This window comes from Castellaniella hirudinis (assembly GCF_042651965.1).
GTDB classification, from domain to species: Bacteria; Pseudomonadota; Gammaproteobacteria; order Burkholderiales; family Burkholderiaceae_B; genus Castellaniella; species Castellaniella hirudinis.
Genome location: NZ_JBHSDY010000003.1, coordinates 278,533 through 294,539 on the forward strand (window position 1 = coordinate 278,533; position 16,007 = coordinate 294,539).

The window sequence follows — 16,007 nt, forward strand, 5'->3', positions numbered from 1 at the left end:
ATGACCAACGCAACGACGCGACCCCGGGGGACGCGCCGCAGGATTCTGGTGTGGGCGGTGGCCTGCGGGCTGATGGCATTCGCCCTGTGGTATTTCTGGCCGGGGGCCGCCGTCGGCCCAGGCGGTCCCGGCGGGCGCGGTTTCCGGATGAGCGGGCAGGCGACGCCGGTCTCCGTCGCCCAGGCTGCGGCGGGCAGGATCGACCGCACCCTGCGGGCGCTGGGCACCGTGACGCCGCTGGCGACGGTCACCATCCGCGCGCGCGTGGACGGTCCGTTGCAATCGGTGAACTTTGCCGACGGTCAGGCCGTGCAGGCCGATGAGGTGCTGGCGGTGATCGATCCCCAGCCTTTCCGCGTCCAGCTGGAACAGGCCCTGGGCCAGCAGATGCAGCACGCGGCTCAACTGGACCAGGCGCGTCGCGACCTGGCCCGGTACGAGCAGTTGTTCAAGCAGGATTCGGTGGCGCGCCAGCAACTGGATGCCGCCCGCGCCCAGGTGCGCGAGCTTCAGGGGCAGGCGAAATCGGATCAGGCGGCGGTCGATAATGCCCGCCTGCAACTCGGCTACACCGAGATTCGCGCGCCTGTCGACGGCCGTCTGGGCTTGCGCAAGGTCGATGCGGGCAACATGATCCGGGCGTCGGACACCGACGGCCTGGTGGTGCTGACGCAGAGCCGGCCGATGGATGTGGTCTTCTCCATTCCCCAGACGCGGCTGCAGGCCCTGCTCGAGGCGCGCCGCGCCACGCCGGACCTGCAGACGCGCCTGTTCAGCGACGCCGCCGGGACGGCGCTGGCGACCGGGGTCCTGGTGGCGGTGGACAATCAGATCGACGTGGCGACAGGCACCGTTCAGCTCAAGGCCCGCTTCGACAATGCCGACGAATCCCTGTTTCCCAACCAGTTCGTCCAGGTCCGCCTGCGCCTGGGCGCGCAGGACGGGGTGACGCTGCCTTTGCGGGCGGTGCAGCGCGGCTCGCAGGGCGAATACGTCTATCGGGTGGATGCCGGAAACAAGGCCCATGTCGTGCCGGTCGTGACCGGTGTGGACGACGGCGAACGGGTGGTGATCGAATCCGGTGTGCAGGCGGGCGACACGGTGGTGGTCGAAGGCACGGACCGCTTGCGCGACGGCAGCGACGTGGAAATTGTCTCGCCTGACGCCGAGGGCGATGCGGCCGCTGACCCGGCCAAGCCCGTTGCCCGGGCCGGCGCGGCAAGCGCTGCCAAGGCGCCGTCCGGGTCGGCGAGGCCGCGCCGGGGCCCGGCTTCGTGAACCTGTCGCGCCTGTTCATCCTGCGGCCGGTCGCCACGACCCTGGCGATGATCGCGCTGGCGCTGGCGGGCCTGCTGGCCTACCGCGAGCTGCCGGTGTCGGCGCTGCCCCAGGTGGATTTCCCCACCATCCAGGTCACCACCCTGTATCCGGGCGCCGGGCCGGGCGTCATGGCCGCGCTGGTGACTTCGCCGCTGGAACGCCAGTTCGGCCAGATGCCGGGCTTGTCGCAGATGCTGTCCACCAGCTCGGGGGGCTCGTCGCGCATCACGCTGCGCTTCGACCTGGGCCTGCCGCTGGACGTGGCCGAACAGGAAGTGCAGGCGGCCATCAATGCGGCCTCGAACCTGCTGCCTTCGGACATGCCCTCGCCGCCGGTGTACAGCAAGATCAATCCGGCCGACGCGCCGGTGATGACGCTGGCGGTCACGTCGCCCACGCTGCCGCTGCCCCAGGTGCGCGACCTGATCGAGGTGCGCGTGGCGCAGAAGCTGTCCCAGATCAGCGGCGTCGGGCTGGTCAGCGTGGCGGGGGGGCAGCGGCCGGCCGTGCGCATCCAGGTCGATCCCCAGGCCCTGGCCGCGCACAAGCTGACGCTGGCCGATGTGCGCAAGGTCGTGACCCAATCCAACGTCAACCAGCCCAAGGGCAATCTGGACGGGCCGCAGCGTTCGATCACCATCAGCGTCAATGACCAGCTCAAGGACCCGGCCGAATACGAGCGCCTGATCCTGGCCTACGAGAACGGCGCGCCGCTGCGCCTGGGCGACGTGGCGCAGGTGCGCCGCGGGGCCGAAAACCGCGACCAGGCCGCCTGGTTCGGCCGGACGCCGGCCATTCTGCTGAACATCCAGCGCCAGCCGGGCGCCAACGTGATCGAGGTGGTGGACCGCGTCCAGGCCCTGCTGCCCGGCCTGCGGGCCACGCTGCCCACCGGTGTGGACCTGCAGGTGGCGTCGGACCGCACGCAGACGATCCGCGATTCGGTGGCCCACGTGCAGATCGAAATGCTGCTGGCCATCGCCCTGGTGGTGGCGGTGACCTTCGTGTTTCTGCGCACCTGGCGGGCCACTCTGATCCCCGGCGTGGTCGTGCCGCTGTCCCTGGTCGGCACCTTCGCCCTGATGGCGCTGCTGGGTTTCAGCATCAACAATCTGACCCTGATGGCCCTGACCATCGCCACCGGCTTCGTGGTGGACGACGCCATCGTCATGATCGAGAACATCGCCCGCCACATCGAGGAAGGCGAGACCGCGATGGCGGCGGCGCTGCGCGGGGCCAAGCAGATCGGCTTCACGCTGGTGTCGCTGACCCTGTCGCTGATCGCGGTGCTGATCCCGCTGCTGTTCATGGGCGACGTGGTCGGGCGGCTGTTCCGCGAGTTCGCCGTCACCCTGGCCGTGGCGATCCTGCTGTCGCTGCTGATCTCGCTGACGCTCACGCCCATGATGTGCGCGCGCATGCTGCGGCCGGAATCCGAAGAAAAACACGGCCGTTTCCTGCAGGCCGCCGAAGCCGGGATGGACAGACTGGTCGCCGCCTACGACCGGGGCTTGCAATGGGTGCTGGCGCACCAGCGCGCGACCCTGTGGGCGGTCGTGGCGACGCTGCTCGTCACGGCGGGCCTGTATGCCGCCATCCCCAAGGGCTTCTTTCCGCAGCAGGACACGGGCATGGTGCAGGCCATCACCCAAGGGCCGCAGTCGGCCTCGTTCCAGGTCATGAACCGCCTGCAGCAGCAGGCCGTCGAGCGGGTGCTGGCCGATCCGGCGGTGGCGTCGGTGTCGTCCTTCATCGGCATCGACGGCGACAATGCCACGCTGAACACCGGGCGCCTGCAGATTACGCTCAAGCCGCAGGCCGGGGGCCGCGAGCGGTCGGGCGTCGTGATCGAGCGCCTGCAGGCGGCCCTGCGGCCGGTCGTGGGCCTGGAAGCCTGGCTGCAGCCGGTGCAGGAACTGTCCGTCGAGGACCAGGTCAGCCGCGCCCAGTTCCAGATGACGCTGTCCAGCCCGGACGAGGCCGTGCTGGGACAGTGGACGCCCCGGCTGGTGGATGCGCTGCGCGAATTGCCGGAACTGCGCGACGTGGCCGGGGACTTGCAGGATCGGGGGCTGGCCCTGGCCGTGGCGGTGGACCGCGATGCGGCCGCGCGGCTGGGCGTCACTCAGGCGTCGATCGACGACGCGCTGTACGACGCGTTCGGCCAGCGGCTGATTTCCACGATCTACACCCAGTCGGCCCAATACCGGGTGGTGCTGGAGGCCGGCGCGGACCTGCTCGACGGCGGCCCCGCGGCGCTGGAGCACCTGCACGTGCCGACGGCTTCGGGCGGGGTCACGCCCTTGTCCAGCGTGGCGCGCTTCGAGCCGGGGCTGACGCCCCTGGCGGTGCAGCGCCTGGACCAGTTCCCGGCCGCCACCCTCTCATTCAGCCTGGCGCCGGGCGTCGCGCTGTCCGACGCTGTGCAGGCCATCGAAGCCACCCGCGCGGCGCTGGGCGTGCCGGCCTCGGTCGAGGCCCGCTTCCAGGGCGCGGCCCAGGCCTTCCAGGCCTCGCTGTCCAGCACGCTGTGGCTGCTGCTGGCGGCCGTGGTGACCATGTACATCGTGCTGGGCGTGCTGTACGAAAGCCTGATCCATCCGGTCACCATCCTGTCCACGCTGCCCTCGGCGGCCATCGGTGCGCTGCTGGCGCTGTGGCTGGGCGGGGCGGAGCTGGACATGATCGGCGTGATCGGCATCATTCTGCTGATCGGCATCGTCAAGAAAAACGCCATCCTGATGATCGATTTTGCGCTGGACGCCCAGCGCGAGCGCGGCCTGGGGCCCCAGGCCGCGATCCACGAAGCCGCCCTGCTGCGCTTCCGGCCCATCCTGATGACGACCCTGGCGGCCTTCTTCAGCGCCATCCCGCTGATGCTGGCGTCCGGCTCGGGCGCCGAACTGCGCCAGCCGCTGGGCCTGGCCATGGTCGGGGGGCTGTTGTGCAGCCAGGTGCTGACGCTGTTCACCACGCCGGTGATCTATCTGCTGTTTGAACGCCTGGGGCATCGCCGGGCGGCGGGCGGCTGATATGCGCTTCTTTGCCTTGTTCCTGCGCCGGCCGGTGGGCACGTCCCTGCTGTGCCTGGCGCTGGTCCTGGCCGGGGCGCTGGCGCTGCGTTTCCTGCCGGTGGCGCCGCTGCCGCAGGTGGATTTTCCGATGATCTCGGTCTCGGCCTCGCTGCCGGGGGCCAGCCCCGAGACCATGGCCTCCAGCGTGGCCATGCCGCTGGAGCAGTCGCTGGGCGCGATCGCCGGGCTGGACAGCATGAGTTCGCGCAGCAGCGAGGGCCAGACCGACATTTCGCTGATGTTCGAGCTGGACCGCGACATCAACAGCGCCGCGCGCGACGTCCAGGCGGCCATCAATGCCGCGCGGCCCCTGCTGCCCTCGGGCATGCGCAACAATCCGACCTACCGCAAGGTGAACTCCTCGTCTTCGCCCATCATGACGCTGGCGCTGACCTCGGACACCGCCACGCGCGGCGTGCTCTACGATCTGGCGTCCACCGTGCTGTCGCAAAAGCTGTCGCAAGTGGCCGGGGTGGGGCAGGTGACGGTGGGGGGCAGTTCGCTGCCGGCCGTGCGCGTGCTGGTGGATCCGCGGGCGTTGGAGTCCATGGGGATCCCCCTGGATCGTGTGCGCCAGGTATTGCAGGACGTGAATACGCTGCGTCCCGGCGGCCTGGTGCGGCAGAGCGAAACCCAGTGGCAGATCCATTCCGACTGGCAATTGCGCAAGGCCGTCGACTACGCCCCTCTGATCGTGGAATGGCGCGACGGCCGTCCCGTGCGGCTGAGCGATGTGGCGCGGATCGAGGATTCGGTCGAGGACACCAACCAGGTCGGCTATTTCAACGACCGTTCCGCCGTGCTGCTGATCATCCGCCGCCAGGCCGACGCCAACATCATCGAGACCGTCGATGCCATCCGCACGCTGCTGCCGGATTTCCAGGCGCTGCTGCCGGAACAGGTGCGCCTGACCGTGGCCCAGGACCGCACGCCCAGCATCCGGGCCTCGTTGTTCGAGGCCGAACTGACCCTGGTGCTGTCGGTCGTGCTGGTGGTGGCCGTGGTGCTGGCCTTTCTGGGCAACTGGCGCGCCGCCCTGATCCCGGCCGTCGCCGTGCCGGCCTCGCTGATCAGTGCGTTCAGCCTGATGTGGTGGTTCGGTTTCACCTTGAACACGATTTCCCTGATGGCCCTGATCGTGGCCACCGGCTTCGTCGTGGACGACGCCATCGTGGTGCTGGAAAACATCATGCGCCACGTGGAGCGCGGCATGCGCCCGGCGCGCGCCGCCTTGCGCGGCGTGACCGAGGTCGGCTTCACCGTGCTGGCCATGAGCCTGTCGCTGATCGCCGTCTTCATCCCCTTGTGGCTGGTGGGCGGTCTGGTGGGGCGCTTGTTCAAGGAATTCGCCGTCACCCTGTCGGTGACCATCGCCGTGTCGCTGCTGGTGTCGGTGACGCTGACCCCGGTCATGGCGGCGCGCCTGCTGCGCGCCCCGGCCGTGTACGAGCCGCCGTCCCAGGGGCTGCTGCGGCGCTGGCTGCGGCGCTGCGGCCAGGCGGGAGAAGCCGCCTACCGGCGCTCGCTGCGCTGGTCGCTGGATCACGGGCGCTTCGTCCTGTTGCTGCTGCTGGCCACGGTGGGCCTGAACGTGTACCTGTACGCCAGCATCCCCAAGGGCTTCTTCCCGCAGCAGGATACGGGCCAGTTGATGGGGTTCTTCCGCGTCGATACCGGGACGTCTTTCGGCGAGACCCAGACCCGGCTGGATGCGTTTCGCCGCGTGCTGCTGGCCGATCCGGCGGTGGACACCGTCACCGCGTATGCCGGCGGGCGGGGCGGCAGCAATTCCAGTTTCATCCAGGTGCAGCTCAAGCCCCTGGGCGAGCGCGACGTCAGCGCCGACGACGTGGTCAACCGTTTGCGGCCCCGCTTCGAGCATACGCCCGGGGCGCGCATGTTCCTGGTGCCGCAGCAGGACATCTTCGTCGGCCGCTCCTCGCGGGCGGGCTCCTATTCCTACACGCTGATGGGCAGCGACCTGGCGTTGTTGAGCCAGTGGCTGCCGCGAGTGCGCAACGTCCTGGCCGCGCTGCCCGAACTGGTGGACGTGGACGACGACGTCGAAGACAAGGGACGGCGGGTGGAACTGGTCGTGGACCGGGACGCCGCCCGACGCCTGGGGGTGCAGATGGCCGATCTGGCGGGGGTGCTGAACAATGCCTTCAGCCAGCGGCAGGCGGCCGTGCTGTATGGCAATCTGAACCAGTACCACGTCGTCATGGCGGTGCAGCCGCAGTACGCCCAGGACCTGCATTCCCTGCAGGCCCTGCAGGTGCTCAACACCGCCGGCCAGCGCGTCCCTTTGACGGCCTTCACCCGGATCACCGAGGGCACCGCGCCGCGCTCGGTCAATCACGAAGGCCTGTTGGCGGCCGATTCGGTGTCCTTTGGCCTGGCGCCCGGCGTGTCCCTGGACCAGGGGCTGGCGGCCATCGACCAGGCCGTGGCGCGCATCGGCCTGCCGACGCAGGAACTGCAGGCGGGGCTGGACCAGAGCGCCGGCATGATGCGCGACGCGGTGGCGCAGCAGCCCTGGATGCTGGTGGCGGCGCTGGTGGCCATGTATCTGGTGCTGGGCATGCTGTATGAAAGCACCATCCATCCGATCACCATTCTGTCCACGCTGCCTTCGGCCGGGGTCGGCGCGCTGCTGGCCCTGCGGCTGGTGGGCATGGAATTCACCCTGATCGCGCTGATCGGCGTGTTCCTGCTGATCGGCATCGTCAAAAAGAACGCCATCATGATGGTGGACTTCGCCCTGCAGGCGCAGCGCCGCGAGGGCCTGGACCCGCGCGAGGCCATTTATCGCGCTTGCCTGGCGCGCCTGCGGCCGATCCTGATGACGACCCTGTCCGCCATGCTGGGCGCCTTGCCGCTGCTGCTGGCGACGGGGGCCGGGGTGGAGATGCGCCAGCCCCTGGGACTGACGATCTTCGGCGGGTTGTTGGTCAGTCAGGTGCTCACGCTCTACACTACGCCCGTCGTTTATCTGAGCCTGGATCGCCTGCGTGGATCCCGTCGTCGTGCCTCCACTCCGCCGCAACAGGAACCTGCACCCCATGCCTGACCGAGTGATTCCACGACCCGATGCAGATTTCGCCCTCACGCATCCGGGCGCTCGTCTTGCATGCCGCGCCACACGGGCGGTGCTGGCCATCGCTGCGGCCCTGGCCCTGTCGGCCTGCGCCGTCGGCCCCGATTACCAGCGCCCGGTCCAGGACGTCGGGGCGGCCTATGCCCATGCGCCCGAAGGCCGTTGGATCCCCGCGGACACCCCGCCGCGCGCATTGCCCGCCGATTGGTGGACCCTGTTTGACGATGGCGTCCTGGACGATCTGATGGACCGCATGCCGAAGGGGAACCTGGATCTGGCCCAGGCCGAGGCCCAGTTCCGGCAAGCCCATGCCGCGCTGGATTCGGCGCGCGCCGGCCTGTTCCCGACGCTGGGCGCGTCGACCTCCCTGACCCGGGCAGGGCAGGGCGTGTCCCAGGCGGGCAATCCCGCCACCACCTACGGCCTGTCGGCCACGGCCAGTTGGGAAGTCGATTTGTGGGGCCGCGTGCGGCGTGACGTGGAAGCGGCCCGGGCCGGCGAACAGGCCGGCGCCGCCGACCTGGACGCTATGCGCCTGAGCCTGCGGTCCACTCTGGCGCAAGCCTATTTCGGTGTGCGGTCCAGCCAGTTGCAGGACGCGCTGCTGGCCCGCACGCTGGACGAATACGCGCGCGCGCTGGAGATGACGCGCAACCGCCTGGCGGCGGGCGTGGCGTCGCCGGCCGACGTGGCGGCGGCCTCCATGCAGCTGGACCAGGCCCGCGCCCAGCGCATCCGCCTGGGCTGGCAGCGGGAACAGCAGGCCCACGCCATCGCCGTGCTGCTGGGGCAGACGCCGGCAAGCTTTCTGCTGTCCGGCAGCGCCGGCCTGCCGGCCGTGCCCGATGTGCCGGTGGGCGTGCCCTCGGCCCTGCTGCTGCGCCGCCCCGACGTGGCGGGCGCCGAGCGGCGGGCGGCGCAGGCCAATGCGCGCATCGGCGTGGCGCAGGCCGCCTGGTTTCCCGACCTGACGCTCAGCGCCCAGGGCGGCTATCGGGCGGCGGAGTTCGCCTCGTGGATCATGACGCCCGCCCGCTTCTGGACCCTGGGGCCGACCCTGGCGCTGAGCCTGTTCGACGGCGGGGCGCGCGCGGCTGCCGTGGCCTCCGCCCGCGCGGCGTACGATGCGCAGGCGGCCGCCTACCGCAAGACCGTGCTGGATGCGCTGCGCGAGGTCGAGGACGCCCTGGTCCAGTCGCAGGCCTTGGTCGAGGAACAGGCCGCCCGGGATCGGGCCCTGGCGGCGGCCCGCGAGACCCTGCGCCAGATCACCAACCAGTATCGGGCCGGCCTGGTGGACTACCTGAGCGTGGTCCAGGCGCAGACCAGCGCCCTGAGCGCCGAACAGACTGCGCTGGACGTGCGCGCCCAGCGCCTGACGGCGACGACGCAACTGATCGCCGCTTTGGGCGGAGCCTATTCCGCCGGGGACGTTTCCACCAACTGACCCCGGATCGCCGCGATCCCGTGCGCGCCGTGCCGGCGCGCGGCATCCAGCGTGTCCAGCGACTGGCCGCCGATGGCGAAGACCGGCCGGCCGGCGGCGTTCGCCAGGGCGCGGAACCGGTCCCAGCCCAGGGCCGGAAGGCCGGGGTGGCTGTCCGTGTCCAGCGCGTGTCCCAGCACCACGAAATCCGCCTGAAGCTGGCGCGCGCATTCGATGTCCTCCGCCGTGTGGGCGGAGACCCCCAGCCAGCCCGGCGGGCGCGTGTCGTTCTGCAGGATGCGCGCCGCGTCGGCCGCCCGCAGTTGCACGCCGTCCGCCTCGGACCACCAGGAGGGCGGATGGGCGCTGTTGACCAGGCAGCGCGCGCCCTGCTGGCGGCACAGGGCCAGCACCGCCAGGAAGGCCTCGCGCAGCGAAGCCGGGTCGCCTTGCCAGTCCGGTTCGCGGAACTGCACCAGTTGCAGTCCGCGCAGCAGTTCATGGCGCAGATCCGCCAGCCAGTCGGCCAGCCGGTCGGGATGGCCGATCCGGCTGAGGCGGTAGCGCGTGGGCAGGCGCAGCCAGCGCAGCGGCGGGGCGGCGGCCGGCAGCAGCGAACCGCCGCCCGGGCCGATGGGGTGTTCGGATTCGTCCAGGCGGATTTCCCAGGGATCCACCCAGTCCAGCGCCTGGTTTTCGCGGCCGTGGGGGTTGCCTTCCCAGGCGGTCACCTGGCAAAACGCCAATTCGACGATGGTCTTGGGGTATTCGTGCACGTGCACGACCCAGGGATAGACGCACGTGGCGTGGATGCCCAGCTCTTCGTCCAGTTCGCGCACCAGGGCCTGTTCGACGGTTTCACCGGCCTCGATCTTGCCGCCGGGGAATTCCCACCAGCCGGGCCAGGCCTTGCCTTCGGGGCGCTGGCCCAGCAGCAGCCGGCCTCGGGGGTCAATGATCAGGCCGGCGGCCACGCGGATGTAGGGTTTGGATTCAGACATGGCGGGCCGCCCAGTCGCGTGCGAATTGTCGGGCCACCCGGCCGGAGCGGGAGCCGCGTTCCAGTGTCCATTGCAGGGCTTCGGTGCGGGCGTCCTTGATCTGGGCCGCGTCGCAGCCGTGGGCCTGCAGCCAGTGGCCGACGATGTCCAGGTAGTCGTCCTGGGCGAAGGGATAGAACGACAGCCACAGGCCGAAGCGTTCCGACAAGGAAATCTTTTCCTCGACCGTTTCCCCCGGGTGGATCTCGCCGTCGGGCTGGTGCTGGGCCTCCAGGTTCTCGTGCATGTATTCCGGCATCAGGTGGCGCCGGTTCGAGGTCGCGTAGATCAGCAGATTGTCGCCCGGCGCGGCCACCGAGCCGTCCAGCGCGGATTTCAGCGCCTTGTAGCCGGCTTCGCCTTCCTCGAAGGACAGGTCGTCGCAGAAGACAATGTAGCGTTCCGGGCGGCCGTGGATCAGTTCAATGATCTGGCCCAGGTCGCCCAGGTCGGACTTGTCGATTTCGATCAGGCGCAGGCCCCGGCCCGCGTGCGCGTCGAGCAGCGCGCGCACCAGTGAACTTTTGCCCGTGCCGCGTGCGCCGGTCATCAGGACGTTGTTGGCCGGCTTGCCGTTCAGGAAGGCCAGCGTGTTGCGCTCCAGGACGGCCTTTTGCCGGTCCACGTGCTGCAAGTCGTCCAGATGGATGGGGGCGATGCGGCGCACGGCTTCGAGCCAGCCGCGCTGGCCCCGGCGCTGCCAGCGGTAGGCATGGGCCGTCCAGTCGATGGCGGGCGGGGCGGGCGGCAACCAAGCTTCGAGCTGGGCCAGCACGCCCATCGCCCGGCTCATCAACGCCTGCAATTGATCGTCTGCCACGTAATTCTCCTGAATGTGATGCGGAAAGTATAATCTGGCTCTTTGCGGCCGCATCCGGCGGGCGCCCATCCGTATTCGGGTCCGTCTTGAATTTCTCAGAACTGTTCGCTCCCATCGTGTCCGATATGCAGTCGGTCGACGCCGTCATCCGCGCCCGCCTGGATTCCGAAGTCGTCCTGATCCGCACCATCGGTGATTACATCGTCGGCGCCGGTGGCAAGCGCATGCGCCCGGCCATGGTGCTGCTGGTGGCGGGGGCGCTGGGGTACCGGGGCGACAACCATCACCGTCTCGCGGCCGTGGTGGAATTCATTCACACCGCCACCCTGCTGCACGACGACGTGGTGGACGAGTCCGACATGCGCCGCGGCCGCGAGACGGCCAACGCCGTGTTCGGCAACGCCGCCAGCGTGCTGGTGGGCGACTACCTGTACTCGCGCTCGTTCGAGATGATGGTCGAATCCGACTCCATGGCCGCCATGGCGGTGCTGTCGGCAGCCACCACCATCATCGCCGAGGGCGAGGTGCTGCAACTGTTGAACGTGCACGATCCGGACGTGTCGCTGGACCGCTACCTGCAGGTCGTGCGCTACAAGACCGCCAAGCTGTTCGAGGCCGCCGCCCAGGTGGGAGCCATCATTTCCGGCGCCTCGCCGGAACAAGAGTCCGCCGCCGCCGCCTACGGCCGCCACATCGGCACGGCCTTCCAGTTGATCGACGACGTGCTGGACTACAGCGGCGACGTCCAGGCCCTGGGCAAGAACGTGGGCGACGACCTGCGCGAAGGCAAACCCACCCTGCCGCTGATCCGGGTCCTGGAAACCGGCACGCCCGAACAGCGCGCCCTGATCCGGGGCGCCATCGAAACCGGCGACGCCGATTTCGAGGCCGTGGCGCGCGCCATCCACGCGACCGACGCGCTGGATTACACCCGCCAGGCGGCCCGGGCCGAGGCCGATCGGGCCCGCGAAGCCCTGTCAGCCTTCCCGAATTCCGTTTATCGCGAAACTCTGCTAAAATTCTGTGCTTTCGCGGTCGAGCGTGATCGTTGAAAATTTCCCGTTGACGGGAAGGGCGCTGATAAAACCAGCGGCCGGCCACAACACTGTTGTGGTTCTCGTCATAGCAGCACCGTCGGGGTGTAGCTCAGCCTGGTAGAGTACTACGTTCGGGACGTAGGAGTCGCATGTTCGAATCATGTCACCCCGACCACTTGACCTCTTGATTTTAAAGAGTTTTGACTAAGCCCCTGCACATGGGGCTTTTTCATTTTTTGCGCCCCGCAGAGTCTTCGGATTCGCGGGGCGCGGTGTTTTGGATGCCTGCGGCATAAAAGCGAATCCCCGCTCGATGGCGGGGATTCTTCTGTGGAGAACCGCAGTCGCTATTGCACGATCGGTTTGTGAGAATCCGATTTTTCAGCGATTACAGCCTGCCGCGCATCCTCGTGCATGTCATGCAGCGCAAGATACCTTTCCTGCGAACCGTCGGTGCGGTCGGTATCTCCCCTGAATGACGCTTCAAGGTAGCGCTGGTACCAAACCGACTCTTTGAGCGTCATGCCTACAAACACGTCATTGCCGTCCTCGTCTGTAGACAGGGCATGAATATCCAAAAGATACGCCCGTGCTCCGGGCTGAAATTCCAACATAACACTCCTTATATGAGCCCCCATTGTAGTCACCGGCTTTGAGGCGGGGTGCGCCGCCGGCTTGATCGCCACATCGACCGGTCGTACTTGTTCTTGTTGGCGTTGACCTTCAAATGCGTGCTGTCGGTGTACAGCATCAACTGACCTCTGAACGCACAGCCCCGGCTGTGCGTTTTTGTTTTAAATCTCGCGCCGCAGCAGGTCGCAGAAATACTCGGCGGCCAGTGTCAGTGGCAGTTCGCTGCGACGGATGAATGAGATGTCGGGCGCGACCAGTGTTTCTTCCAGCGTGATTTGTTCCAGGCAACCCTGCAGGGGAGAAAACGCCGTCCATTGCACGGGCAGCAGCGCCAGCAGATCGGTGTTGGCCAGGGCCACCATCATGGATAAGGCCGTGCAGGCCTGCAGGGCGACGCGCGGTTCGGGCAGGTTGCGTTCCAGAAAAATCTGGGTCAGATCTTGCTCGTTATTGAAGTCGGCGGCGGGCGACGCCCAGCCTGCGCGCGGCGGCCCGCAGCCAGCATGCGGGTCTGGTGGCGGCCGTTTTGATCGGACTTGGACTGGGTGCCGAGATCGATCTGATTGCTTTCATGCAGTCGCGCTACTTTGGTCACAAGGCGTTCGGCGAGATCTACGGCTACTTCTTTGCGATCTTCATGTTTGCCTCGGGTTTCGGTCCGTTCCTGATGGGACAGACCTTCCGTATCTCCGGCAGCTACGAGCCTTTCCTGCTGGTCTCGATGGTCGGGCTCGGGATCGCCTGCCTGTTGATGGTGGCGCTCAGGAGGACGCCTGAACGGGTGGTGCCGGCGCATGTGACCTGAATCTGTCCGTGATGCCGAGTCTTGGGATTGCTGCGATTCACTTCGCCGTGAGCCGCAGCAATCCCGCGTCTGCGCCATCCTCGATTACCCAGACCGCGCCGTCGGGGGCCACCGCCACGTCGCGGATGCGTCGGCCCAGGGACCAGCGGTCTGCCTGATGGGCGGTGCCGTCCGCATTGAAGACCACGCGCACCAGGCCCTCGGCGCGCAGGCCGCCGATCAGGGCGGAGCCGCGCCATGCAGGGAAGACGTCGCCCTGGTAGAACGCCAGTCCCGCGGGGGCGATGACCGGGGTCCAGTACAGGCTGGGCGCGTCGAAATCCGGGCGGGTGGCATGTCGGGGGATGGGTCGGCCGCTGTATTGGTCCCCGTTCGAGACGGTCGGCCAGCCGTAGTTGCCGCCGCGCCGGATCCGGTTCAGCTCGTCGCCGCCGCGCGGTCCCATCTCGTGCTCCCATAGCGTGCCGTCGGGGGCGAAGGCCAGGCCGTAGGGGTTGCGGTGGCCGGTGCTCCAGGTCAGGGCGCGGATGCCGGGCTGTCCGGCCATGGGATTGTCCGGGGGGGCCGAGCCGTCCGGGTCCAGGCGCAGGATCTTGCCCCGGGCCGCGTCGGGGTCCTGGGCCGTGTCGGGTTCCATGCGGTCGCCGACCGTTAGAAACAGATGCCGCCCGTCGGGTGAAAAAGCCACGATGCCGCCGGGTTGTCCGCCTGGGCCGGCGGGTTGCTGGCGCCACAGGGTCTCCAGGTCCCGCAGACGCGCGCGGCCGCCGGATTCGTCCAGCCGGGCGCGGGCCAGGACCAGCGCGCCGCCGCCGTCCTCGGGCGCCACGCGGGTGAAATACAGCAGGCGGTCCCGGGCGAAGTCCGGTGAGGGCGCCACGTCCAGCAGGCCGTTCTGTCCCCGGTCGTAGACCGCCGGCACGCCGTCGATGGGCGTTCGGGCGCCGGCCTGGGTCAGCAGGAACATGCGGCCGGCCTTTTCGGTGAGCAGCAGGCGGCCGTCGGGCAGGAAGGCGATCGCCCAGGGGCGGTCGAAGGCGGCGATTCTCTGGATGGCGAACGGCGCATCGTCGCGTGCGGGGCTCGTGCCGGCATTTTCCGGGGCGGTGTGCGCCAGGGAGGCGCAGCGGGCGTCCGCCGGGGCCAGGGCCAGCAGCGCGACCAGCGCGCATGCGGCGGAGAGGGTGGAACGGTTCATGGCGCGCGTGCCTTTCATGGGACACATGGGGCCACTATACCCACTGGCGTGGATGGTCGTCAGCGCTGCCGCATGAACTCGATGAATTTAGGATGGGCGGCATAGGCGATGTTCAGGCGCATGGCGGGACGTGAGCTGTGCCGATCGGGGGTGAACAGCCGGCCGGGGGCAATGAAGATATTGTGTTCCGAGGCTTCCTGAACCAGCCGTTCTTCGTGGTCGCCCGGCCGCAGGTAGGCCCAGAGATAAAAGCATCCCGAGGGTTCGCAGAAGACTTCCAGGTCGAGCATGTGCAAGGTCTCGAGCGCTTGATCCGTCGCCTGGGCGATGCGCTGGCGCAATTTCCGGAGATGTTTCAGATACTGGCCCGAGGCGATGAATTCATAGAGCATCCGTTCTGCGATGTCGCCGGAACTGGCGATGGTGAGCATTTTCAAATCGCACAAGGCGCGTGCCAGCCGGGTGTTGCAGGCCAGGTAGCCGACCCGCAGTCCGGCTGACAGGGTCTTGGAGAAGGTGCCGACGTAAATGACCCGTTCCAGTTGATCCAGGCTGGCCAGGCGGGGGGCGTCGGCCGGCAGGACATCGGCGAAAGGATCGTCCTCCACGACCAGGAATTCATGCTGGGCGGCCGCCAGCAGGATGCGATGGCCCGTCGGCAGGGTCAGCGCGCTGCCGGTGGGATTGTGCGCCTGGGATTGGGTGAAGAAGATTTTCGGGCGATATCTGGCGGCCTTCGCATTCAGGTCCTCGATGTCGGGGCCGTTGATCAGGCGCCGCACACCGACGATCTGTACCCCGCTCAGGTGCAGTTTGGCAAACAGGGGGTAGTAGCCCGGGCTGTCGACCAGCACGGTATCGCCCGGCTCGAGTAACTGGCGTGCGATCAGGTCGAGCGCATGGTTCGCCCCCATCGTCGTCAGGATATGGTCAGGGTCGGCGTGGATCTGGCGGTCGTTCAGGTTCCGTGACAAGTACTCCCTGAGCCGGATGAACCCCCAGGGATTGCCGTAATTGTGCATTTCATGGTCATCGGAGCGGGAGCGTGCGGCGCCGAGCGGCAAATGGAAATCCACCTTGCCCGCCCAGTCGTGTGGCGGACGGCCTTCGCCGATGCGGACCTCATATTGCCGGATCAGTTGTTCTCGCAGCAGGGAGGCGGCGTCGACTGCCTGGGCGACGGACAAGGCTTTGGGCAGCCGGTCGCGTCGGGTGGTGCGAGGCACGTAGTAGCCGGAGCCGACGCGTGCCTCGAGCTGCCCGAGCGCCACCATGCGGTCGTAGGCTTCGACCACCGTATTTTTCGAGACCTGTAATTCGGCAGCGGCGGTGCGGATCGGCCAGACGCGCGCGCCCGGCGGCCAGGTGCCGGCGGCAATGCCTTGAAGGATCTGCTGAATGACAGCGTCGATGCGGGTCATGAGGCGGTCCTGGATTGTATTGGGTCAGAATCTGGTACGGTTTAAATAAATAGGAATAACTGTACCTTTTATTGTACCTATCGCTTCCCTATCATGTACGCACCTGCCGGCTGGATGCGGCAGCACGATAACGATC

General features: G+C 68.0%; 12 protein-coding genes and 1 tRNA gene. 7 read left to right on the forward strand and 6 right to left on the reverse strand.

Features of this window, described 5'->3' with window-relative positions; genetic code table 11:
* The 4 genes from ACFO0J_RS06475 to ACFO0J_RS06490 are packed head-to-tail and all read left to right on the forward strand — an operon-like array spanning position 1 to position 8,938.
* The gene (locus ACFO0J_RS06475) at positions 1–1,278 is read left to right on the forward strand and encodes an efflux RND transporter periplasmic adaptor subunit (RefSeq protein ID WP_376812234.1); all 1,278 of its coding nucleotides are present in this window, start codon (positions 1–3) and stop codon (positions 1,276–1,278) included.
* Complete coding sequence (locus tag ACFO0J_RS06480; RefSeq protein WP_376812235.1) at positions 1,275–4,352, forward strand: multidrug efflux RND transporter permease subunit; 3,078 nt, start codon at positions 1,275–1,277, stop codon at positions 4,350–4,352. Before ACFO0J_RS06475 ends, ACFO0J_RS06480 begins: the two co-directional genes overlap by 4 nt.
* A gap of 1 nt (position 4,353) precedes the next feature.
* On the forward strand, positions 4,354–7,464 hold the full coding sequence (locus ACFO0J_RS06485) for an efflux RND transporter permease subunit (RefSeq protein ID WP_376812236.1): 3,111 nt from the start codon (positions 4,354–4,356) through the stop codon (positions 7,462–7,464).
* Positions 7,457–8,938 carry an efflux transporter outer membrane subunit gene (locus ACFO0J_RS06490; protein ID WP_376812237.1) on the forward strand — a complete coding sequence of 494 codons (1,482 nt, stop codon included), beginning with the start codon at positions 7,457–7,459 and terminating at the stop codon, positions 8,936–8,938. The genes ACFO0J_RS06485 and ACFO0J_RS06490 overlap by 8 nt, the downstream gene beginning before the upstream one ends.
* Here the strand turns inward: ACFO0J_RS06490 and ACFO0J_RS06495 are convergent.
* Entirely contained in the window at positions 8,908–9,918 is a 1,011-nt protein-coding gene (locus tag ACFO0J_RS06495) for a Nudix family hydrolase (RefSeq protein ID WP_376812238.1), read from the reverse strand. The two genes, ACFO0J_RS06490 and ACFO0J_RS06495, sit on opposite strands and share 31 nt — an antisense overlap.
* A complete protein-coding gene (locus ACFO0J_RS06500; protein WP_376812364.1) occupies positions 9,911–10,750 on the reverse strand; it encodes an ATP-binding protein in 840 nt (279 codons plus the stop codon). Before ACFO0J_RS06500 ends, ACFO0J_RS06495 begins: the two co-directional genes overlap by 8 nt.
* Before the next feature lie 113 nt (positions 10,751–10,863).
* On the opposite strand from ACFO0J_RS06500, the gene ispB reads away from it, so the two are divergent.
* Together ispB and ACFO0J_RS06510 are read left to right on the forward strand one after the other, a co-directional pair.
* On the forward strand, positions 10,864–11,829 hold the full coding sequence (gene ispB, locus ACFO0J_RS06505; protein WP_376812239.1) for an octaprenyl diphosphate synthase: 966 nt from the start codon (positions 10,864–10,866) through the stop codon (positions 11,827–11,829).
* Positions 11,830–11,912: 83 nt separating this feature from the next.
* A tRNA-Pro gene (locus ACFO0J_RS06510) sits at positions 11,913–11,989 on the forward strand.
* Between the two features lie 172 nt (positions 11,990–12,161).
* Here the strand turns inward: ACFO0J_RS06510 and ACFO0J_RS06515 are convergent.
* Positions 12,162–12,428 carry a hypothetical protein gene (locus ACFO0J_RS06515; RefSeq protein ID WP_376812240.1) on the reverse strand — a complete coding sequence of 89 codons (267 nt, stop codon included), beginning with the start codon at positions 12,426–12,428 and terminating at the stop codon, positions 12,162–12,164.
* A gap of 180 nt (positions 12,429–12,608) precedes the next feature.
* Entirely contained in the window at positions 12,609–12,812 is a 204-nt protein-coding gene (locus ACFO0J_RS06520) for a hypothetical protein (protein ID WP_376812241.1), read from the reverse strand.
* Positions 12,813–12,961: 149 nt separating this feature from the next.
* Here ACFO0J_RS06520 and ACFO0J_RS06525 point away from each other — a divergent pair, with 149 nt between their 5' ends.
* On the forward strand, positions 12,962–13,252 hold the full coding sequence (locus ACFO0J_RS06525) for a hypothetical protein (RefSeq protein ID WP_376812242.1): 291 nt from the start codon (positions 12,962–12,964) through the stop codon (positions 13,250–13,252).
* 37 nt (positions 13,253–13,289) lie between these two features.
* On the opposite strand, the gene ACFO0J_RS06530 is transcribed toward ACFO0J_RS06525, so the two are convergent.
* Positions 13,290–14,450: a PQQ-dependent sugar dehydrogenase gene (locus ACFO0J_RS06530; RefSeq protein ID WP_376812243.1), complete on the reverse strand. Its 1,161-nt coding sequence runs from the start codon at positions 14,448–14,450 to the stop codon at positions 13,290–13,292.
* A 59-nt stretch (positions 14,451–14,509) separates the two neighbouring features.
* Positions 14,510–15,871, reverse strand: a complete 1,362-nt coding sequence (locus ACFO0J_RS06535) for an aminotransferase-like domain-containing protein (protein ID WP_376812244.1) — start codon at positions 15,869–15,871, stop codon at positions 14,510–14,512.
* Positions 15,872–16,007: the final 136 nt, after the last annotated feature.

Bases quoted from the DNA above. Each gene is read 5' to 3' on its own strand.
- ACFO0J_RS06475 (WP_376812234.1), top strand. From the start codon at position 1: ATGACCAACGCAACGACGCGACCCCGGGGGACGCGCCGCAGGATTCTG.
- ACFO0J_RS06485 (WP_376812236.1), top strand. From the start codon at position 4,354: ATGCGCTTCTTTGCCTTGTTCCTGCGCCGGCCGGTGGGCACGTCCCTG.
- ACFO0J_RS06490 (WP_376812237.1), top strand. From the start codon at position 7,457: ATGCCTGACCGAGTGATTCCACGACCCGATGCAGATTTCGCCCTCACG.
- ACFO0J_RS06495 (WP_376812238.1), bottom strand. From the start codon at position 9,918: ATGTCTGAATCCAAACCCTACATCCGCGTGGCCGCCGGCCTGATCATT.
- ACFO0J_RS06500 (WP_376812364.1), bottom strand. From the start codon at position 10,750: ATGAGCCGGGCGATGGGCGTGCTGGCCCAGCTCGAAGCTTGGTTGCCG.
- ACFO0J_RS06515 (WP_376812240.1), bottom strand. From the start codon at position 12,428: ATGTTGGAATTTCAGCCCGGAGCACGGGCGTATCTTTTGGATATTCAT.
- ACFO0J_RS06520 (WP_376812241.1), bottom strand. From the start codon at position 12,812: ATGATGGTGGCCCTGGCCAACACCGATCTGCTGGCGCTGCTGCCCGTG.
- ACFO0J_RS06530 (WP_376812243.1), bottom strand. From the start codon at position 14,450: ATGAACCGTTCCACCCTCTCCGCCGCATGCGCGCTGGTCGCGCTGCTG.
- ACFO0J_RS06535 (WP_376812244.1), bottom strand. From the start codon at position 15,871: ATGACCCGCATCGACGCTGTCATTCAGCAGATCCTTCAAGGCATTGCC.